This window comes from Bosea sp. 124 (assembly GCF_003046175.1).
Classification (GTDB): Bacteria; Pseudomonadota; Alphaproteobacteria; order Rhizobiales; family Beijerinckiaceae; genus Allobosea.
The window spans coordinates 856,448-876,229 of sequence record NZ_PZZM01000001.1; the positions used below are offsets into that span (position 1 = coordinate 856,448).

Below are 19,782 nucleotides of genomic sequence, written 5' to 3' on the forward strand. Positions count from 1 at the left end.
CCGGGATGACGGCGAGGATGTTCCCGCCGACAGCCGAAACAAAAGCCCGCGCGGATTTCTCCGCGCGGGCTGATCGAATGATCCGGCCGCCGAGGCGGCCGGAACCTCACTTCTTGTCGGTCGTCGCCTTCTTGAGGGCGGCGCCCAGGATGTCGCCGAGCGAGGCGCCGGAGTCGGCGGAGCCGTACTGCGCCATCGCCTCCTTCTCCTCGGCCATTTCCAGGGCCTTGATCGAGACCTGGATCTTGCGGGCCTTCTTGTCGAACAGGATGACGCGAGCGTCGACCTTTTCGCCAGCCGCGAAGCGCTCGGGGCGCTGCTCGGCGCGATCGCGGGCGATCTCGGCGCGCTTGATGAAGGTGGTCATGTCGGTGCCGGCGATCTTGACGTCGAGACCGGCTTCCTTGACCTCGATCACCTCACAGGTGACGACCTGGCCCTTCTTGAACTCGCCAGCATCCACGAAGGGATCGCCGCCGAGCTGCTTCAGGCCGAGCGAGATGCGCTCCTTCTCGACGTCCACATCGAGAACGACAGCCTGCAGCATGTCGCCCTTCTTGTATTCCTCGATGACCTGCTCGCCCGGACGGTTCCAGTCGAGATCGGAGAGATGGATCATGCCGTCGATATCGCCTTCGAGACCCAGGAACAGGCCGAATTCGGTCTTGTTCTTGACCTCGCCCTCGACCGTCGAACCGGCCGGATGCTGCTCGGCGAAGACCTCCCACGGATTGCGGAGGGTCTGCTTGAGACCGAGCGAGATGCGGCGCTTGACCTGATCGACCTCGAGGATCGCGACGTCGACTTCCTGAGAGGTCGAGACGATCTTGCCGGGGTGGACGTTCTTCTTGGTCCAGGACATCTCGGAGACGTGGATGAGGCCTTCGATGCCCGGCTCCACTTCGACGAAGGCGCCGTAGTCCGTGATGTTGGTGACGCGACCCTTGAGGCGCGCACCGACGGGGTAACGGGCTGCAATGCCATCCCACGGATCGGCAAGCAGCTGCTTGATGCCGAGCGAGATGCGGTGCGTGTCCTGGTTGATCTTGATGATCTTGACCTTGACCGTCTGGCCGATGGTCACGACCTCGGACGGATGGTTGACGCGACGCCAGGCCATGTCGGTGACATGGAGCAGGCCGTCGATGCCGCCGAGGTCAACGAACGCACCGTATTCGGTGATGTTCTTGACGACGCCGTCGATGACCTGGCCCTCTTCGAGTGAAGCCACAAGCTCGGAGCGAGCCTCGGCGCGGGTCTCTTCGAGGACGGTGCGGCGCGACACGACGATGTTGCCGCGGCGGCGATCCATCTTGAGGATCTCGAAGGGCTGCGGCTGGCCCATCAGCGGGCCGACGTCGCGGATCGGACGGATGTCGACCTGCGAACGCGGCAGGAAGGCGACAGCGCCGTCGAGGTCGACGGTGTAGCCGCCCTTGACGGTGTTGAAGATGACGCCCGAAACCTTCTCGCGAGCCTCGAAGGCCTTCTCGAGCTTGACCCAGCTCTCCTCGCGGCGAGCCTTGTCGCGCGAGATGACGGCTTCGCCGAGCGCGTTTTCGATCCGGTCCAGATAGACCTCGACCTCGTCGCCGACCTTGATGTCCTGGTCACGGCCGGGGCCGTTGAATTCCTTGAGCGCGACGCGCCCTTCCGTCTTCAAGCCGACATCGATGATCGCCATGTCCTTTTCGATGGCGACGACGATGCCCTTGATGACGGAACCTTCGAGGGCTTCGTTCTGACCGAAGGATTCCTCGAGAAGGGCGGCGAAATCCTCGCGGCCCGAAAAGCTTTCTACGGCTGACATGCATTCTCCTGACGCCGGCCGCGTATCCCGCGGATGTCCGGCAAGCGCCCGATTGGGTTGGTGTTGCAGGCCGGATGCTCCCGTCGGCGCCTCCTGAGAGGCTGGTCCACCGGCCCGCGCATCGCAGCGCCGGGACGAAGGACGGCGCAAGGCCGCCGGTTTTACATCCGCATCCGAACGATCCGTTCCAAACACCAAACGGGAGCCGGCCTCAAAGGCCGCCCCCGGCGGTGATCGATCACGGCCCTTCGGACAGGCGCGATGTAATGGAAAGCAGGGCAGAGGGCAAGCGGGACGGCGCAGATCAGAGTCTTGCGCGGCCGTGCGGTGACGGCGATCTTTCCATGACCTGATGGACTGCAGCGAGCAGCCTTGCGATGGTCCAGGTGGCATGGAGCGGATCATGACCGACGACCCCGAAACGCCGTCCGACAGCAAGCTCACCCGGACCAAGCAGGCTTGGGCGCAAGCCGGCAAGTTCCTAACCGGACGCATCGCCCGGCCGGAGAGCGAACGACTGCCGCCGGGGCAGCATCTGGTCAAGGACTGGCCGGTGCTCGATCTCGGCCTGCAGCCGGAGATTTCGCTGGCGAACTGGACGCTCGACATCGATGGCGCGGTCGAGAACCCGCAGCATTGGCGCTGGACGGATCTCCTCGCGCAGGAACAGGCGAGCGAAGTCTCCGACATCCACTGCGTCACAACCTGGTCGCGCTACGACAACCGCTGGGAGGGCGTTTCGACGCGCACGCTGCTCGACCTCGCCCGGCCGAGGCCGGAGGCGGGCTTCGTCGTGCTGCATGCCCAGGACGGCTACACCACCAATCTGACACTCGCGGATTTCGCCAGCGAGGACGCCATCCTGGCCCATTCCTGGGAGGGCCGGCCGCTGACCGCCGAGCATGGCGGACCGCTCCGGCTCGTGCTGCCGAAGCTGTATTTCTGGAAGAGCGCGAAATGGCTGAAGCGGGTCGAATTCACGACCGCCAACCAGCCCGGCTTCTGGGAGGTCCGCGGCTATCACGACCGCGGCGACCCGTGGACGGAGGAACGCTACAGCGGCGATTGAGGCGGTTCCCCTCGGAAACAGAGTTGCCCCTTCAGGCGCCGGGCCCGCATACCCGGCCGCCCTGCTTGGCTCCCCGGCAGCCGCCAGGCTCAGAATTCGGACCAGCCGCTCGCGGCCCCGCCGGCGGCGCGGCGCTGCAACGGCCGGGGCGCGAGGTGGGGCGCGACATGGGCCGCCCCGGCGCGGGCCGGCGGCAGATGCGGTGCGGCCTGCTTGAGTTCGGCGATGACGCTCGCCTCCAGACTGCGAACGGGGCTCCCCGCGATCTTGAAGTTCTCGACCATCTGCCGGAGCGAGCCCGTCGCACGCTGAAGCTCGCGCGCGACGCCGGCGCTCTGCTCGGCCATGGAGGAATTGCGCTGGGTCATGTCGTCCATATGGGCAACGACCTTGGCGACCTCCTCGATGCCGTTGGCCTGCTCGTTGGACGCGCTGGAGATGTCGGCGAGGGCGGCCGCGACGCTTGTCGAGGAACCGACGATCTCCGAAAGGGCGGTGCCGGCATCCTTGACCAGACGGACGCCGGTGGATACCTGCTGCGTCGAGTTCGAGATCAGTGTCTTGATGTCGTTGGCAGCCTCGCTGGAGCGCTGCGCCAGAGCGCGAACCTCCGAGGCGACGACAGCGAAGCCCTTGCCGGCATCGCCGGCACGGGCCGCCTCGACGGCGGCATTCAAAGCCAGCAGATTGGTCTGGAAGGCGATGTTGTCGATCACCGTGATGATCTCGGCAATGTCGGCCGAGGCCTTCTCGATCCGCTCCATGGCCAGCACCGCATCGCCGACGATGGTGCCGCCACGATTGGCGATGCCGTTGGCCGTATCGCCGAGGCTGGTCGCCTCGCGCGCACGCTCGGCGCTCTGCTTGACCGAAGCTGCAAGCTCCTCCGTCGTCGCCGCCGTCTCCTCGAGGCTGCTCGCCTGTTCTTCGGTCCGCTGGGCCAGATCGTGGCTGCCCTCGCCGATCCGGTCGGCGCCGGTGGTGATCTGCTGCGAGATCGTCGCGACCGTCCGGATCACCTCGGCGAAGGAATCGACCAGCTCGTTGACGCCCCCGCAAAGCTCGGCGATCTCGCCGCTCTTGCCCTGAATCGCGACGCGCTGGGTCAGATCCCGCGCCATGGCGGCGTTGACCACGCCGCGGGTGTCGGCGACGGCAGCGCGCAGCGCGTCCTGCGCAAGCTTGCTGGCGGTGATGTCGGTGGCGCATTTCACGACCTTGAAGGGCTTGCCCAGCGCATCGAAGATCGGATTGTAGCTGGCCTGCAGCCAGATCTCCTTGCCGCCCCTTCCGACCCGGCGATACTGGCCCTCGTCATACTCGCCGCGCCCGAGTTTCTCCCAGAACAGGCGGTAGGAGTCGGCGGCGTGCTCGGCGGGGTCGACGAACATGCGGTGATGCTTGCCCTTGATCTCCGCCAGGGTGTAGCCGACCGCCCCGAGGAACTTGTCGTTGGCGTCGAGGATGGTGCCGGACAGGTCAAATTCGATGACCGCCTGGGATTTGCGGATCGCGGCGATCTGGCCTTCGAGATTTGCCACGGCGTCCTTGTCGGCAGAAATGTCGGTGGCGAACTTGATAACCTTCACCGGCTTGCCGAAGGCATTGAGGATCGGCGTATAGGTCGCCTGCAGCCAGACCCGCTTGCCACCCTTGGCAATCCGCAGGAACTGCGCCTCAATCGCCTGGCCTTCGTTCAGGCGCGTCTTGACCAGCCCTACGCCGCGCGGGCCTGCACGCAGGTGTTGCCGCAGTAGCCGGCAACCGCGCCGCTTCCCCAACGTCGTCCTTCATGCGAGGTTGCAGGCCGGATTTCGCCTGCGCTTGAGGAGCATGCCATGGGCTGGGTTGTCTTGGGGCTGATCGCAGCGATCGCCGTCTACCTGATCATGACGTATAACGGCCTCGTCGCGATGCGGCAGCGGGTCAACCAGGCCTTCGCCGACATCGACGTGCAGCTCAAGCAGCGCCACGACCTCATTCCCAATTTGGTCGAGACGGTGAAGGGCTACGCGACCCATGAGAAGAGCACGCTCGATGCGGTGATCGCCGCGCGCAACGCCGCGCAGGGCGCCGGCAGCGTGCATGACAAGGCCGCCGCCGAACAGCAGCTCTCCGGCGCGGTCGGGCGCCTGCTGGCTCTCGGCGAGGCCTATCCCGACCTCAAGGCGAGCGCGAATTTCCAACAGCTCCAGGTCGATCTCGGCAATGTCGAGGACAAGCTCGCGGCGGCGCGCCGCTTCTTCAACAATGCGGTCAGCGAGTTCAACGCCGCGATCCAGGCCTTCCCGGCTGTACTGTTCGCGCCGCAGATGGGCTTCACCCAGCGCGAATTCTTCGATGTCGGCGAGACCGTGCGCGAACAGATCGAGGTCGCGCCGAGCGTGAAGTTCTGACAGCCGACGACAACCGGCGGACGGGGCGGCGGCGATGCTGGGCCAGGCCTTCGGGCTCTACAGCCATATGCGCAGCAACCGGATCAGGTCGGGTTTCCTGATCGCGGGACTGTTCGCACTGGTCTATCTGACGGTCTGGGGCCTGCTGCTCGTCGGCTACGGCTATGGCGGCGTGCCGCGAGGGCGCACCGTCTTCGGCGAGGCGGGACGACAGTTCTGGGCCTGGCTGCCTTTCACCACACTTGCCGCCGGCGCCTGGGTCTTCATCGGCTTTCGCATCAACGTCAGCCTGATCGGCGCCGTCTCCGGCGCGCAGGGGTTGTCGCGCGACGACAATCCCAAGCTCTACCGCATGCTGGAGAACCTCTGCATTTCGCGCGGCCTGACCGTGCCCAAGCTCGCCATCGTCGAGAGCGAGGCGCTCAACGCCTTCGCCAGCGGCGTCAACGACAAGCAGTTCACGGTGACGGTGACGAGCGGCCTGCTCGCGCAACTGAACGATGCCGAGGTCGAGGCCGTGCTCGCCCATGAACTGACCCATATCCGCAATGGCGATGTCCGCCTGATGATCATCGCGGTGGTCATCGCCGGCATCATCTCGCTGGTCGGCGAAATCTTGTTCCGGGGCATGGCGCGCAGCCGCATTCGCGTCTCGTCCGACGATTCGAAGAAGGGCAGCGGCGTCGCGATCCTGATCGGTTTCGCCGTGATCGCCGTGGCCTGGTTCCTGGCGGTCGTGATCCGGCTCTCGCTGTCACGCTCGCGCGAATATCTCGCCGATGCGGGCGCTGTCGAGCTGACCAAGAACCCGGACGCGATGATCTCGGCCCTGCTCAAGATCGCCGGCCGCGCCGACATCGAGGGCGTGCCGTCGGGCGTGATGGACATGTGCTTCGAGAACGACCCGGACGATTTCGCCGATCTGTTCTCGACCCACCCCTCCGTCACCAAGCGCGTGCAGGCGCTGGTCCAGACGGCGGGCGGCCGGATGCCGGCGATGCCGCCTCATCCGCCGCGCATCGCCGATCGGCAGGACCTGCAGACGATGGTCGAGGAATCGGCCGCGCATATCGACCCTGCCGCGCGCGGCCCCTGGGCGCGACCGCCGGGAGGCGGCGGCGCCAGCCCCTGAGCAGGCACGGCACATGGTGGACCAGGTCGCAACATCGCATTAACCTTCCCAAAGGGAAGAGGGAGGTTAGTCATGAAAACCGTGACCGCGCTCGTGCTTGGCTTCATCGTCCTTGCAGCCACGCTGCACCCCGCCACTGCGCAGGACGGTTGCAAGGCCGCGCAGAGTTCCTGCTCGCAGATAAACGCGAGTTGCGAACAGAAATGTCAGGCTGCCGGCAACAATCCGAGCGGCTGCATTGCCCGGCTGTGTTCGGCGACGTTCAGCACCTGCAAGGCCAACGGCGTATGGAAGGCGCCCGGCAGCGCCGGATGCTGGAAAACGAACAACCGGACCTGAAGCCCCGGACGCCAGGCTTCACGCTTTCGATACGGTTCAGCGGCCGTGTCGCGACCAGTCCAGCGCTTCCTCGAGCCGGTCGTCGCCCCAGAACAATTCGCCATCCTCGGTGACGAAGGTCGGTCCGCCGAAGATGCCGATCGACTTGGCATATTCGATCTCGGCGCGCAGCCGACCCTTGACCTCCTCGCTGCGCGAGGCGGGAAAGGCGACGCCGGGATCGGCGCCGGCCTGCTTCAGGGCCGCGCTCAGGACCGCCTCCTCGGCGATGTTGCGGCCCTCAGCAAAGGCGGACCGAAACAGCGCCTTCGAGAAGCTGGGCAGCCAGCCCGCCTCACGCCCCGCCAGAGCGAGCCGCGCCGCGATCAGCGAGTTCTGCGGGAAGGTCTCGGGCTTGACGAGGCCCAGGCCGTTGCGGCCGGCGCGGCGCTCGACGTCGCGCCACATATACCGCCCCTTGCTCGGATAGAGCGCAAAGGGCGAGGTCGACCAGCCCTGGGCTGCGAAGATCGGCCCCAGCAGAAAGGGCCGCCAGCGCAAATTGACCCCGGCAGCCTCGGCCAGCGGTTCGATCCTCAGCGCGCTCAGGAACGAATAGGGTGATGCGAACTCATACCAGAAGTCCAGAACAGGACGATTCGGCATTCAGCCTCCGAGTCGGTCGTCTAGGTTTCAAGTCGCGCATCCGGAGCCTGAGCCTCCCGAGGCGCGACCGCAAGGTGCGGAGGGTGTCCACGCGTCGTCAGACCGGCGTCATCAACACCGATCCATCACACGAAGACGCGGCATCGATCAGAAGGTTCCGATTGCGTCGCCCACGGGGCTGGGATAGTGCGCCATTGCGTTCGAAAAGCGGCCCGCGACGCCGGATTGGCGCAGCAGCAGGAAGATGATCAAGATGACCGACAAAACCGTGAAAAAGGTCGTGCTCGCCTATTCTGGCGGCCTGGATACCTCGATCATCCTGAAGTGGCTGCAGATCACCTATAACTGCGAGGTCGTGACCTTCACCGCCGATCTCGGCCAGGGCGAGGAACTCGGGCCGGCCCGCGACAAGGCCCTGCTGCTCGGCATCAAGCCGGAGAACATCTTCATCGAGGACCTGCGCGAGGAATTCGTGCGGGACTACGTCTTCCCGATGTTCCGCGCGAATGCCGCCTATGAGGGCGTCTACCTGCTCGGCACCTCGATCGCGCGGCCGCTGATCGGCAAGAAGCTGATCGAGATCGCGGAGCGGGTCGGCGCCGACGCCGTCTCCCATGGCGCGACCGGCAAGGGCAACGACCAGGTCCGCTTCGAGCTGACCGCCTATGCGCTCAAGCCCGACGTCGTGGTGATCGCGCCCTGGCGCGAATGGGATTTGCGCTCGCGCGAGCAGCTCATCGCCTTCGCCGAGCAGCACCAGATCCCGATCGCCAAGGACAAGCGCGGCGAGGCACCGTTCTCCGTCGACGCGAACCTGCTGCACGCCTCCTCCGAGGGCAAGGTGCTGGAAGACCCGGCGCAGGAGGTGCCGGACTACGTCTATTCACGCACGATCTCGCCCGAGGAGGCGCCCGACAAGCCGACCTACATCACGATCGATTTCGAGACCGGCGACGCGACCGCCATCGATGGCGTGAAGATGTCGCCCGCGACCCTGCTGGCGAAGCTCAACGATCTCGGCCGCGACAACGGCATCGGCCGGCTCGACCTCGTCGAGAACCGCTTCGTCGGCATGAAGTCGCGCGGCATGTACGAGACTCCCGGCGGCACGATCCTACACACCGCCCATCGCGCCATCGAGTCGATCACGCTCGACCGCGGCGCGGCCCATCTCAAGGACCAGATCATGCCGCAATATGCGGAGCTGATCTATAACGGCTTCTGGTTCTCGCCGGAGCGCGAGATGCTGCAGGCGCTGATCGACAAGAGCCAGGAGTTCGTCGCCGGCCAGGTCCGCCTCAAGCTCTACAAGGGCGGCGTGCATGTCGTCGGCCGCTCCAGCCCCTATTCGCTGTACGATCAGGATCTCGTGACATTCGAGGAAGGCGCCGTCGCCTATGATCACCGCGACGCCGCCGGCTTCATCAAGCTCAACGCGCTGCGCCTGCGCACGCTCGGCCAGCGGAAAAAGAAGCTGGGTCTCTGAAGCGGCTCTGGCCGGGAAGACCCGACTTTCCCGTCATGCCCGTCATGCTCACCCTTGTGGTGGGCATTGACGTCCTGAGCATGGCGCTCGACCGGCGCAGATTTGGATGGTCGGGTCGAACCCGACCATGACGGCAAGGTCCGATGCGCGCGCCGACGTGCATCGGGCGAGCGGCGGCAACCTTTGTTCGCGTGAAGCGTTCAGCACTCACCGCAATCCGAGTGCCACCATGTCCCGCTTCACCGGCCCTGCCCTGCTGATCGCAACCCTGCTCGCCGCCCCTGCCCTCGCGCAGACGGCCGGGCCGACCTCGGGCGCACCGTCTGAGAAGCCTGCCTCGCCAGAGATCGCCTCCTGCAAGACTGCCGCACTGCACACGATCTCGGCCCGCGAGCCGGAGATCAAGGATATCTATATCGACGAAGACGGGGCGACCGTCGCGGTCGCCGAGACCAAGGTCGAGGATACGCCGATCACGCGCATCGTCATGGGCGAGGCCTATCTGCGGACCGACCGCTCGGACAAGCCGCGGCGCTTTCTCTGCCTGATCGGCGAGAAGGGGAAAGTGCTGCTGACCTTCTTCACGGCCCGATAGACCGGAAACGGCATGGTCGCCGTCAGGGCTGGTCGATGACCCGCGTCGCCGGCCGGTCGCGGCCATCGGCCAGTTCCTCGTGCCACTGGCCCTTCTCGTCCTGATAGACGATGCCGTCCGTGGTGCCGGCGATCCTCTGGCGCGCCGCGGCGCTCGTCGCGGCCTTCAGAGCGGCGTCATGCGACCCGAACGTCTCCGAGAGGGCATCGCCGACCTTGTAGGCCCAGCCGCCATCGTGCTCGACGATTTCATACCTGACCGTGACCATATCCGTCTCCTTGCTGGAAGAAGGAAAACCCGCCGGCCCGAGCGTAGTTCCCTGGTCCGCGCTTGTCCCTAGTCCGCGCTTGCCTCGTCCGCCGCCCGCAGCCCGTCGAGCGCCGGCATCGAGGTAATGTGATAGCCGGCATCGACATGGTGGATATCGCCGGTGACGCCGCCCGACAGGTCGGAGAGGTAATACAACGCCGAGCCGCCGATCTCGTCCAGCGAAACCGACTTGCGCAGCGGCGAATTGGCGCGCTGCCAGGAATACATCGCGCGCGCATCCGAGATGCCGGCGCCGGCCAGCGTCCGCACCGGCCCGGGCGAGAGCGCGTTGACGCGGATGCCGCGCGGACCGTAGTCGCCGGCGAGATAACGCACGCTCGCCTCCAGCGCCGCCTTGGCGACGCCCATGACGTTGTAGTTCGGCATGATCCGGGTCGAGCCGCCATAGGTCAGCGTGATCATGCTGCCGCCCTTCGGCATGCGCTCGGCCGCGCGCTTCGCCGCCTCGGTGAAGGAGAAGCAGGATATCACCATGGTGCGAGAGAAGTTGTCGCGGCTGGTGTCGGCGTAGAGGCCCTTGAGCTCGTTCTTGTCGGAAAAGCCGATGGCATGAACGATGAAATCCAGCGTGTTGCGCTCAGGATCGCCGCCCCAGGCCTCGTCGATCGCAGCGAAGGCGGCATCGACCGTCGCGATGTCCTCGACATCGCAGGGCAGGACCAGCTTCGAGCCGATGCTTTCGGCGAGCGGCTTGACGCGCTTGCCGAGCGCGTCACCCTGATAGGTGAAGGCCATCTCGGCGCCATGGGCATGCAGCGTACGGGCAATGCCCCAGGCGATCGAGTTCTGGTTGGCGACGCCCATGACGAGGCCGCGCTTGTTGTGCATGAGGGAGAGCATGGGGACGGCCTTCAAGTCAGGGATTGGCGAGCGCGTCGCGAAGATCGGTTCGGCTGAAATCGTTGCCGACGAACAGGATCGCGGCATCGCGTGTCTTGGCGGAGGCATAAGCGAAACAATCGCCCATGTTCAATCCTGCAGGATGCCGGCCTTTGCCAAAGCGCGAGAAGGCGGCGAGCGCCTCGGCAGCCTGTGCATCGTCGACAGCCTCGATCATGATTCCCGCGCGTGCCAGGAAGTCGCGCACCTCGGTCAACGCCTCCGCGATCGAGTAGTTCGCGCTTCGTGCGACGGCAACTGCGGTTTCATAGACCGCAACGGGCGAAGTGAAAAAAATCGAGTCGCTCTCCAGGCAATCCAGGACACGATCGGACATCGGCTCGGCGCCGATGACGGCGGTCAACGCGGAGGCATCGACGAAGATCATTCGTCGCCGGAGAGCCAGTCGAAGAACGCCTTGTCGGCCTTCAAGCCCGTCTTGCCGCGGTCCGCAACGCGCTCCTGAATATCACGAATCTGCTCGCGCAAGGGCCGCTTGTCCGCGCGCTCCAGAACGCGTTCAACCCGCGCCAGCTTTTCCGCGGCGGCCTCTCGCACGGCGTCGGTGAGCGAGGCGCCCGTCTTTGACGCCAGCTCCCGCACGATGCGATCGGTTTCGGGGTCGCGAATATGGAACGCCATGCCCGCCTCCTTCGTCTAGACAACCCCTATACTCGTCTAGACGACACCCGTCACGCTACAAGTGCCGCTTCACAGCCGCGGCGGTGTCCTTGGACGAGGCTAGCGGCACGATTTCGAAGCGGGCGAGATCGCCCCAGGCCAGCACCCATTCCTGCAGCTTGGTGACGTCATCGCATTGCATCACCTGGAAGCAGCGGCCGAGATCGGCCGAAATCCAGCTGTCGAGATAGACCAGGCCCTCGGGCGCCATCCGGCCCTTCTCGTGGAAGCGGGCGTAGATCTCCTTCACCCGCGCCTGGTCGAAATGCTCGATCACCATGAACAGCATGTGCGCGCCCTCAGGCTTCGAGCTTCTTCATCACGATGGTGGCGTTGGTGCCGCCGAAGCCGAAGGAGTTGGAGAGCACGCAACCCAGCCCGGCATTGTCGATGCGCTTGCGCACGATCGGCATGTCGGCAAAGGCCGGATCGAGCTCGTCGATATGGGCGCTCTCGCAGATGAAGTCGTTGTTCAGCATCAGCAGCGAGTAGATCGCCTCCTGCACGCCGGTGGCGCCAAGCGAATGGCCGGTGAGCGACTTGGTCGCCGAGATCGGCGGGGCCTTGTCGCCGGCGCCGAAGACCTCGCGGATCGCCTCGATCTCCTTGGCGTCGCCGACCGGGGTCGAGGTGCCATGCGGGTTGATGTAGTCGACCTTCGCCTTGACGCCCTCCAGCGCCATCCTCATGCAGCGCACGGCACCCTCGCCGGAGGGGGCGACCATGTCGTAGCCATCGGAGGTCGCGCCGTAGCCGACGATCTCGCCGTAGATTCTGGCGCCGCGCGCCCTGGCGTGCTCGAGTTCCTCCAGCACGACGACGCCGGCGCCACCGGCGATGACGAAGCCGTCGCGGTTGACATCATAGGCGCGCGAGGCGCGGGCAGCGGTCTCGTTGTAGTCGGTCGACATCGCGCCCATCGCGTCGAACAGCACCGACAGCGTCCAGTCCAGCTCCTCGCAGCCACCGGCGAAGATCATGTCCTGCTTGCCCCACTGGATCAGCTCATAGGCGTTGCCGATGCAGTGGTTCGAGGTCGCGCAGGCCGAGGAGATCGAATAATTCACGCCCTTGATCTTGAACCAGGTCGCGAGGGTCGCCGAGGCCGTCGAGGACATGCCCTTGGGCACGGCGAAGGGGCCGACCTTCTTGGAGGAGCCGCTCTCGCGCGCCTTGTCGTAGGCGTCGATCAGGGCGCGCGTCGAGGGACCGCCGGAGCCCATGATGATGCCGGTGCGCTCATTGCTGATCTCGGCGGGTTCGAGGCCGGCATCGAGGATCGCCTGCTCCATCGCGACCTGGTTCCAGGCCGAGCCGCCGCCATGGAAGCGCATGGCGCGACGGTCCAGAACGGTCGACGGATCGAGGGTCGGAACGCCGGCGACGCGGCTGCGGAAACCGTGTTCGGCGAAATCGGGCATGAAGGAGATGCCGGATTTCGCCTCGTGCAGGGAGGACAGCACTTCCTGCGTATTGTTGCCGATGGATGAGACGATGCCCATCCCGGTGACCACCACGCGTCTCATGCATTTGACTCCGGCTGCTATTGGGCACCGGCGGACCTCTTACAGTTCCGGCGCCTCGATGTCGTTCCCGCGCAGATGGACCGAGCGGGCTACCGGCGCAAGGTCGCGCCTGCGCTTTTCCTAGAGCATCGCGCGGAAAAGTGGGACCCGGCTTTCCGCGGACGCGATGCTCCGATCTTCAAATCGTCGGTCTCGTTTTTTCGCATCGGGCGGGTTTTCCCGATGCGGCGTGACCTACGCCGCTTCGGGCTTGAACAGGCCGACGCGCATGTCGCTGACCGTATAGATGCGCTTACCGTCGGCCTCGAGCCAGCCATCGGCGATGCCCAGCACCAGCTTCGATTTGAAGACGCGCTTGAACTCGACGCCGTAGACGACCTGCTTGACGCTCGGCAGAACCTGGTCGGCGAACTTGACCTCGCCGACGCCAAGCGCCCGGCCACGGCCAGGCAGGCCGAGCCAGCCAAGGAAGAAGCCGGTGAGCTGCCAGAGCGCGTCGAGGCCGAGGCAGCCCGGCATCACCGGATCGCCCTTGAAGTGGCAATCGAAGAACCAGAGGTCCGGCTTGATATCGAATTCGGCGCGGACGAAGCCCTTGCCGTTCGGCCCACCATCTTCCGCGATCTCGCTGATGCGGTCGAACATCAGCATGGGCGGTAGCGGCAACTGTGCATTCCCCGGCCCGAACAGCTCCCCGCGGCCACAGGCGAGGATCTCCTCGTAGCTGAAAGACGATTGCCGCTGCATACCCACTCCGCTCCGTTCCGGCCGCCGGCCGGCGGCGATCTCCAGACAGTGCCTAACACGCTGCCACGGCGGAACGAAAGCCGCGGCGGAACAACTTCTCGATGCAGAATGGGGAATCAGGGAGCGGGAGACGACAGGACCGACGCAAAAAGCGGGCGCCGCTACCGATCAAGATGTATCTCTGCCGCGGGCGCGGTGCGCTTCTCGATATCAGTTCCGGCGTTGCAACTGCATCTCGGGGCGAAGGTCCTTGAGCAAATTCGGGCTGACACGTTGCGTGCCGATGCCGCCGGTCCCCCCGCCGGAGCCGATCCCGCCACCGCCTCCGCCTCCGCCGGGATTGCCGCACAGGAGGCTGCAGCGGGCATTGTCCCTGCAGTTGCAGGGGTCGGGACCGTCGCCCGACGCCGGATGCGGCGTGACGATGGACGGCGTCGCCGGCTGGGCATTGGCGGGCTGGACATGGGCGGCCTGGGCCCAATAGAACGCAGCCAGGACGGCGAACCGCCTCATCGTGCTTCTCCTCATCTGGCGACCTTCCAGCGGATTGTGCGGAAGCCGATCGCGACGGGGCGCTCCAGTGTCTCGATGATCGAAACGCTCGACGCATCGCCACGCTGAACCGTCGTCGAGATTCCGGGCCGATTTCCGGTCAGCGGCAGGGCCGCTGCAGCCAGGGCTCGTTCCTCGGCGGTCGCCCACCCTGCCGGAATTGCGGGCGGCGGTGCATCGGGATCGGCTTTTGGCGCCGCCGCCTGCGCGCCTGTCCCGTTCTCGGAGCTAGAGGAGTCGTCGTCGCCGATCTTCGCGGCGAAGCCACCCCGACGCTCGACGATGGTTTCGATCGACCGGATCAGAAAGACGCGGTTGACCAGTCCGAGTTCGACGCTGAAGCGTGGGCGCCTTGCACCGTCCGAACCGGGTGGCATTTCCTCGTAGATCTCCTGCCCCACCAGCATGGAGAGTTGCTTGCGCAGCCCCGAATCCGTGCAGACCGGCCGGGTGTCGGGCGCGGCACAGAAATCGGCGAGTTTCCATTCCGCGGGAAGGGCGGGGACACCATATGTCTCGGCTCCTTCCACCTTCACGCTCATCATAGAACTGCTGCCTGACCGCAGGCCGAGCCGCGTCGCGACGCCGGACAGGCCTCCGGACCCAAGATTCGCAGATTTAACGATGGCAACTGTGAAATTTGGCAGGAGGACGAGCGGCAACTCCTTTCGATGCTCCGGCTTCTCGAAGATTGCTCCCGTGGCGGCTGCGTGTCGCCACACCTGTCCGCGTGCCGGCCGATCCGTGGTGCTCGGAAAGCGGTAGATCGCGCGATAGGCGTCTTTGAGTTCTTCGGTGAGATCGATGTGAAAGAGCTTCAGAGCGCGGAGCGGGAGCGGGTCCGAGCTCACGTCGCGTTTCGCATCGCCGGAAATGAAGGCGAAGACATCGCCGACCGCGAGATCCTCCTGCGGCGGATAGGCCGCTTCGATGCCGAACTGGGAAATCGCCTCGATCCACTGCTGCGATACGGGCGCCGAGGGCCGGGCGTCGGGCGTGCTGGCCCACAGGGTCACGAAGACCACGGTCACTGCTGCGGCCGCGAGCGCGAGCGCCCGGTAAACCCATCCGCGCACATCAACCCATGTCATTGGCCGTGCCCCGTCGACGATGGGCGAGCCTATCGCAAGCAAGCCATATCCGTATAGGTGCATTAAACGACTTTATGCACGCTTTGCGTGCTTTCGGTCGATGAGCTTGCGGCGGGCAGATCGAAGCCTTACATCAAATCTAATCTGGCTCGGGCGCAGGTCGCCCGCGCAGTCACACCGAAGCGAGGACTGGCCGGAAGCGATGAGCGATCTGATTTCCCAGCATCAGGGCTTTGGATCGACCGCGCGGAAAGGCTGCCCGTTCCACGACATCCGCGAGCGGCTGCGTCGCGTCGGCCTGCGTCCGACGCGACAGCGCGTCTCGCTCGGCTGGGTGCTGTTCGCCCGGGGCGACCGGCACATCAGCGCCGAGATGCTCTACGAAGAGGCGATGAAGGAGAAGATCCCGGTCTCACTCGCCACGATCTACAACACGCTGCACCAGTTCACCCAGGCCGGTCTGCTGCGTGAACTCGCGATCGACGGCGCCAAGACCTTCTTCGACACCGACAGCAGCGAGCATCATCATTTCGTCGTCGATGGCGAGAACACGGTGATCGACATCCCCGCGGAAGCCGTTGACGTCGCGGCGCTGCCGGAGCCGCCCGAGGGCTACGAGATCGCGCGCGTCGATGTGGTGGTGCGGCTGCGCAAGATCGACGCCGCGCAGGCCGAGTGAACAGCCTGCAAAGACGTGAACAGCCTGCAAAGTCGCTCCCGCGCCGGCCCCTGACCTCGCCTCAATCGACCTTTTCGTTGGGATAGACACCCCAGAGCCGGTCCTGGCGGAGATAGCCTTCGGTATTGCCGACGCTGATCCGGCACCAGGAATTGGCGCAGGATGCGACGCTGGCGATGACGCCCGCCTGCAGCCTGGCCACCACGGCGGAGCCCTCCTCTGCCGCCTTGCGCAGCGTGAAGGTCTCATCCTTGACCTTGGACCAGGGCGCGATCAGCGCCGTGCGCCGTCCCGAGAGCAGGCTGTGCAGCACCCAGCCTTCGGAGCCGTCGGCATCGCGCACGCGCCGCCATGTCTCGAATTCGGCGACGATTTCGACCGGCAGACCGGCGCGCTGGTAGACCCAGCGGGTGCGGTGTTCCTTGGACGGCCCTTCGCGCAGGTTCACGCGGTCGGTCTTCAGGCTGACATAGCGCGGCACGGGCAGCCCGGTGACGGAGCCCGCCTGGAGGTCCTGAGCCTGTGCAGCCGGGCCGGCCGCCAGCGCCGCCATCAGCGCAAGCCCGCTCAGAACGCCACGCCTCGACAAACCTGCCATCCGTCCGATCTCCATTCCGCCACCGCCGCCACGCCGAGCCACCCCCGGCGAAGGGTCATGTTGTCATCCGCCGCCCCGCCACTTAGAGAACGGGCGAAGCCGAGCGATCATGCCGACCTCATTCCTGATGCCCTGCGGTTAATGGGGGGTTGAGGCCAAAAGGCGGCAGCCGCGACGGCCTGTGGAGGAGGAGCCGTCCATGTCGAAAAAGAAGCCGCTGGTCGTCGTCACGCGCAAGCTGCCCGCCGTGGTCGAGACGCGCATGCGCGAGCTGTTCGACGCCCGCCTCAACATCGACGACACGCCGATGAGCCAGGCCGCGCTGGTCGAGGCCGTGAAGACCGCCGATGTCCTCGTCCCGACGGTGACCGACCGGATCGACGCCGCCTTGATCGCCCAGGCCGGCGAGCAGTTGCGGCTGATCGCCAATTTCGGCAACGGCGTCGACAATATCGACGTCGCGAGCGCAGTGCAGCGCGGAATCACCGTGACCAACACACCCGGCGTGCTGACCGAAGACACCGCCGACATGACGATCGCGCTGATCCTCGCCGTGGCGCGGCGCATCGCCGAGGGCGCGCGCGTCATCCCCGACGACGAATGGGCCGGCTGGTCGCCGACCTGGATGCTCGGCCGCCGCATCACCGGCAAGAGGCTCGGCATCGTCGGCATGGGCCGCATCGGCCAGGCCGTGGCGCGCCGCGCCGCCGCCTTCGGCCTCTCGATCCACTACCACAACCGCCGCCGTCTCGATTCGCGGATCGAGGAGAAGCTCGACGCGACCTATTGGGATTCGCTCGACCAGATGCTGGCGCGGATGGACATCGTCTCGGTCAACTGCCCGCATACGCCCGCGACCTATCACCTGCTCTCGGCCCGCCGGCTGAAGCTGATGAAGCCCGACGCCATCCTGGTGAACACGGCGCGCGGCGAGGTCGTCGACGAGACGGCCCTGGCGCGGATGCTGGAAGCGGGCGAACTCGCGGGAGCCGGGCTCGACGTGTTCGAGAGCGAGCCCGCGGTCAATCCGCGCCTGCTCAAGCTCGCGCGCCAGCACAAGGTCGTGGTGCTGCCGCATATGGGCTCGGCCACGCATGAAGGCCGGGCCGATATGGGCGAGAAGGTCATCGTCAACATCAAGACCTTCATGGACGGCCACAAGCCGCCGGACCGGGTGCTGCCGAGCATGCTCTGACGGCAGCGGCGAGACGCCCGAACCTAGGCGCGCAGCCCCGCCACCAGCGCCGGCCACTGGCCGAAATCGTCGATGACCGCGAGCGCCCCGGCTTCCGTCAGGCGAACGGTGCTGCGCGACTTGTCATGCGAGACGCCGGTGAAGCCGACGACCGCCATGCCGGCCGCGCGCGCCGCCGGCACGCCCGGCACGGAATCCTCGATGACGAGGCAATCTCGCGGCTGCGCGCCCATCTCGGCGGCGGCGTGAAGGAAGACGTCGGGATGGGGTTTGCCGCGCGGGACCTGCGAGGCGGAGAAGATATGCGGATCGAAGAGATCGATCAGTCCGGTGATCGCGAGATTGCGGCGCAGCGGCGCCACGCTGGTCGATGAGGCGACGCAGCGACGGCCGCCGATGGCGTTGAGCGCCTCGCGCACCCCCGGCAGGGCGCGCAGTTCGGATTCGAGCCGGAGCGCCACCGCATCCTCGATCCGCTGCTCGAAATCCGCCGGCAGCGCGCGGCCATGAGCCGCCTCAATGATCTTGACGCCGTCGGACCAGGGGATGCCGACGATGCTGTCGACGTAGTGGTCGATGGTCCACTCGGTCAGCCCGAGCGCATGGCAGGCCGCGAGGCTGACCTCGCCATACAGCGTCTCGGTGTCGATCAGCGTGCCGTCGCAATCATAGATGACGAGGTCCGGCATCGTCCCGAATGTCCTCGCTCCGAATGTGCCCGCCGCGCAGCCGGTCAACCGGCGCGAGCCGTGTCGAACTGACCGGTCTTGCGGAAGCGCCAGAGATAGGACGGCACGACCGCCTCCGCCGAGACCGGGGCGATGCCGAGAGCCTCGAAGCTGCGGCCTTCGGCCACGGCCGCCTCGGAGACGATATTGTCGCTCTCGAGCAGCGCCACCTGATCGCGGGTCAGCATCAGCGCATCGGGCATCAGCCCGAGCGTCAGCATGTCGACGATCTCGAGGATCCGCGCCTTGATCCGTGCCAGCGGGAAGGGCAGCGAGACCAGCAGCGGCTTGCGGTCGGTGACCTCGCAGATATAGCCGACGAGGTCGCGGAAGCTCTTCACCTCCGGTCCGCCGAGCTCATAGACGCGGCCGCCCGCCACGCTGCCATCGACCGCACGCGCGACGGCTTCCGCCACGTCGCCGACGAAGACCGGCTGGAACTTCGTCTCGCCGCCGCCGATCAGCGGCAGGATCGGCAGCATGCGCGCCAGAAAAGCGAAGCGATTGAAGAAATCATCCTCCGGCCCGAAGACGATGGACGGCCGCAGCACGATGGCGTCCGGCACGGCCGCCTGCACGGCAGCCTCGCCTTCCGCCTTGCTGCGGGCATAGAGCGAGCGCGAATCGCGCGCCGCGCCGATGGCGGAGACGTGCACCACGCGGCCGATGCCGGCGGCTGCACAAGCCTGGGCCACGGCGCGGGCGCCGTTGGCCTGCACGCCCGTGAAGGTCTGCCGGCCGCCCTCCTGCAGGATGCCGACCAGGTTGACCACCGCATCGGCCCCCTTGACCGCGGCGGCGACCGAGGCGGGATAGCGCAGATTGGCCTGGACGGCGTGAATCTGGCCGACGACGCCGAGGGGCTGCAGGAAGCCGGCGAGATCGGGCCGGCGCACCGCGACCCGGACGCGATAGCCGCGCTTGACGAGCGCCCGCACGACATGGCGGCCGACGAAGCCGGAGCCGCCGAACACCGTGACGAGTTGCCGGCTCGGAGGGGACAGATCATTCGCCATTGTCGGCTAGCCTCGCGCGCACTGAATCTGGAACGCTCCTAAAGCATTTCACCCCGCTCTGGAAAGGCGTTTGGCGCAGGGCCGGCAGGAACCGCCGGCTTGGGGCGAACGGGTGGCCGTCGCGGGCGCCGACTGACGCAGCGGCAGGTATCGAGGCAGCCGGGACGCGCCCGCAATTTCGGCAAACCGGGGCAATGTTCTTGATTTGTCCGGAGAAAATTTAACTTCACCTTCAGCTACAATCACTAAATTCCCCGAAATCGATCGATACGACATGCCGAGGGCGCG

At 66.1% G+C, this 19,782-nt stretch carries 23 protein-coding genes; 8 read left to right on the forward strand and 15 right to left on the reverse strand.

Features of this window, described 5'->3' with window-relative positions; all coding sequences use genetic code 11:
- Positions 1 to 106: 106 nt before the first annotated feature.
- Positions 107 to 1,810: a 30S ribosomal protein S1 gene (gene rpsA / locus C8D03_RS04075; protein ID WP_108045120.1), complete on the reverse strand. Its 1,704-nt coding sequence runs from the start codon at positions 1,808 to 1,810 to the stop codon at positions 107 to 109.
- Between the two features lie 403 nt (positions 1,811 to 2,213).
- On the opposite strand from rpsA, the gene C8D03_RS04080 reads away from it, so the two are divergent.
- Positions 2,214 to 2,879 (forward strand): sulfite oxidase-like oxidoreductase, encoded by a 666-nt coding sequence (locus tag C8D03_RS04080; RefSeq protein WP_108051185.1) that lies wholly within the window; start codon positions 2,214 to 2,216, stop codon positions 2,877 to 2,879.
- An 89-nt stretch (positions 2,880 to 2,968) separates the two neighbouring features.
- Here C8D03_RS04080 and C8D03_RS04085 read toward each other — a convergent pair whose 3' ends face one another.
- Positions 2,969 to 4,660, reverse strand: a complete 1,692-nt coding sequence (locus C8D03_RS04085) for a methyl-accepting chemotaxis protein (protein WP_108045121.1) — start codon at positions 4,658 to 4,660, stop codon at positions 2,969 to 2,971.
- Between the two features lie 57 nt (positions 4,661 to 4,717).
- Here C8D03_RS04085 and C8D03_RS04090 point away from each other — a divergent pair, with 57 nt between their 5' ends.
- From C8D03_RS04090 to C8D03_RS04100, 3 genes are all read left to right on the forward strand, one after another.
- Positions 4,718 to 5,275, forward strand: coding sequence for a LemA family protein (locus tag C8D03_RS04090; protein WP_108045122.1), 558 nt, complete (start codon positions 4,718 to 4,720; stop codon positions 5,273 to 5,275).
- 34 nt (positions 5,276 to 5,309) lie between these two features.
- Positions 5,310 to 6,407, forward strand: coding sequence for a M48 family metallopeptidase (locus C8D03_RS04095; RefSeq protein ID WP_108045123.1), 1,098 nt, complete (start codon positions 5,310 to 5,312; stop codon positions 6,405 to 6,407).
- A 72-nt stretch (positions 6,408 to 6,479) separates the two neighbouring features.
- Entirely contained in the window at positions 6,480 to 6,746 is a 267-nt protein-coding gene (locus C8D03_RS04100) for a hypothetical protein (protein ID WP_108045124.1), read from the forward strand.
- A gap of 36 nt (positions 6,747 to 6,782) precedes the next feature.
- On the opposite strand, the gene C8D03_RS04105 is transcribed toward C8D03_RS04100, so the two are convergent.
- On the reverse strand, positions 6,783 to 7,391 hold the full coding sequence (locus C8D03_RS04105) for a 2-hydroxychromene-2-carboxylate isomerase (protein WP_108045125.1): 609 nt from the start codon (positions 7,389 to 7,391) through the stop codon (positions 6,783 to 6,785).
- A gap of 253 nt (positions 7,392 to 7,644) precedes the next feature.
- On the opposite strand from C8D03_RS04105, the gene C8D03_RS04110 reads away from it, so the two are divergent.
- Together C8D03_RS04110 and C8D03_RS04115 are read left to right on the forward strand one after the other, a co-directional pair.
- Positions 7,645 to 8,877, forward strand: a complete 1,233-nt coding sequence (locus tag C8D03_RS04110; RefSeq protein WP_108045126.1) for an argininosuccinate synthase — start codon at positions 7,645 to 7,647, stop codon at positions 8,875 to 8,877.
- 229 nt (positions 8,878 to 9,106) lie between these two features.
- On the forward strand, positions 9,107 to 9,472 hold the full coding sequence (locus C8D03_RS04115; RefSeq protein WP_108051187.1) for a hypothetical protein: 366 nt from the start codon (positions 9,107 to 9,109) through the stop codon (positions 9,470 to 9,472).
- 22 nt (positions 9,473 to 9,494) lie between these two features.
- Here the strand turns inward: C8D03_RS04115 and C8D03_RS04120 are convergent, their stop codons facing one another.
- The 9 genes from C8D03_RS04120 to C8D03_RS04160 all read right to left on the reverse strand — a co-directional run bounded on the left by C8D03_RS04120 (position 9,495) and on the right by C8D03_RS04160 (position 15,278).
- Positions 9,495 to 9,740, reverse strand: a complete 246-nt coding sequence (locus C8D03_RS04120; RefSeq protein ID WP_108045127.1) for a DUF2188 domain-containing protein — start codon at positions 9,738 to 9,740, stop codon at positions 9,495 to 9,497.
- 68 nt (positions 9,741 to 9,808) lie between these two features.
- Positions 9,809 to 10,642 (reverse strand): enoyl-ACP reductase FabI, encoded by an 834-nt coding sequence (gene fabI, locus C8D03_RS04125; RefSeq protein ID WP_108051189.1) that lies wholly within the window; start codon positions 10,640 to 10,642, stop codon positions 9,809 to 9,811.
- A gap of 16 nt (positions 10,643 to 10,658) precedes the next feature.
- Entirely contained in the window at positions 10,659 to 11,069 is a 411-nt protein-coding gene (locus C8D03_RS04130) for a type II toxin-antitoxin system VapC family toxin (RefSeq protein ID WP_248308338.1), read from the reverse strand.
- On the reverse strand, positions 11,066 to 11,323 hold the full coding sequence (locus C8D03_RS04135) for a type II toxin-antitoxin system VapB family antitoxin (RefSeq protein ID WP_108045128.1): 258 nt from the start codon (positions 11,321 to 11,323) through the stop codon (positions 11,066 to 11,068). Before C8D03_RS04135 ends, C8D03_RS04130 begins: the two co-directional genes overlap by 4 nt.
- Before the next feature lie 55 nt (positions 11,324 to 11,378).
- Positions 11,379 to 11,651 carry a DUF3303 domain-containing protein gene (locus tag C8D03_RS04140; protein ID WP_108045129.1) on the reverse strand — a complete coding sequence of 91 codons (273 nt, stop codon included), beginning with the start codon at positions 11,649 to 11,651 and terminating at the stop codon, positions 11,379 to 11,381.
- A gap of 10 nt (positions 11,652 to 11,661) precedes the next feature.
- Entirely contained in the window at positions 11,662 to 12,888 is a 1,227-nt protein-coding gene (gene fabB / locus C8D03_RS04145) for a beta-ketoacyl-ACP synthase I (RefSeq protein WP_108045130.1), read from the reverse strand.
- A 234-nt stretch (positions 12,889 to 13,122) separates the two neighbouring features.
- Positions 13,123 to 13,635 (reverse strand): 3-hydroxyacyl-[acyl-carrier-protein] dehydratase FabA, encoded by a 513-nt coding sequence (fabA, locus tag C8D03_RS04150; protein WP_054144085.1) that lies wholly within the window; start codon positions 13,633 to 13,635, stop codon positions 13,123 to 13,125.
- 210 nt (positions 13,636 to 13,845) lie between these two features.
- The gene (locus C8D03_RS04155) at positions 13,846 to 14,148 is read right to left on the reverse strand and encodes a hypothetical protein (protein WP_108045131.1); all 303 of its coding nucleotides are present in this window, start codon (positions 14,146 to 14,148) and stop codon (positions 13,846 to 13,848) included.
- An 11-nt stretch (positions 14,149 to 14,159) separates the two neighbouring features.
- Positions 14,160 to 15,278 carry a hypothetical protein gene (locus tag C8D03_RS04160; RefSeq protein WP_108045132.1) on the reverse strand — a complete coding sequence of 373 codons (1,119 nt, stop codon included), beginning with the start codon at positions 15,276 to 15,278 and terminating at the stop codon, positions 14,160 to 14,162.
- A gap of 202 nt (positions 15,279 to 15,480) precedes the next feature.
- On the opposite strand from C8D03_RS04160, the gene irr reads away from it, so the two are divergent.
- Complete coding sequence (gene irr / locus C8D03_RS04165; protein WP_108045133.1) at positions 15,481 to 15,957, forward strand: Fur family transcriptional regulator Irr; 477 nt, start codon at positions 15,481 to 15,483, stop codon at positions 15,955 to 15,957.
- Between the two features lie 61 nt (positions 15,958 to 16,018).
- Here irr and C8D03_RS04170 read toward each other — a convergent pair whose 3' ends face one another.
- Complete coding sequence (locus tag C8D03_RS04170) at positions 16,019 to 16,555, reverse strand: SH3 domain-containing protein (RefSeq protein ID WP_108051193.1); 537 nt, start codon at positions 16,553 to 16,555, stop codon at positions 16,019 to 16,021.
- Between the two features lie 199 nt (positions 16,556 to 16,754).
- Between C8D03_RS04170 and C8D03_RS04175 the strand changes: the two genes are divergently transcribed.
- Entirely contained in the window at positions 16,755 to 17,750 is a 996-nt protein-coding gene (locus C8D03_RS04175; protein ID WP_108051195.1) for a 2-hydroxyacid dehydrogenase, read from the forward strand.
- Positions 17,751 to 17,773: 23 nt separating this feature from the next.
- Here C8D03_RS04175 and C8D03_RS04180 read toward each other — a convergent pair whose 3' ends face one another.
- Together C8D03_RS04180 and C8D03_RS04185 are read right to left on the reverse strand one after the other, a co-directional pair.
- On the reverse strand, positions 17,774 to 18,439 hold the full coding sequence (locus C8D03_RS04180; protein ID WP_108045134.1) for an HAD family hydrolase: 666 nt from the start codon (positions 18,437 to 18,439) through the stop codon (positions 17,774 to 17,776).
- Between the two features lie 44 nt (positions 18,440 to 18,483).
- Positions 18,484 to 19,494, reverse strand: a complete 1,011-nt coding sequence (locus tag C8D03_RS04185) for a complex I NDUFA9 subunit family protein (RefSeq protein ID WP_108045135.1) — start codon at positions 19,492 to 19,494, stop codon at positions 18,484 to 18,486.
- Positions 19,495 to 19,782 lie beyond the last annotated feature (288 nt).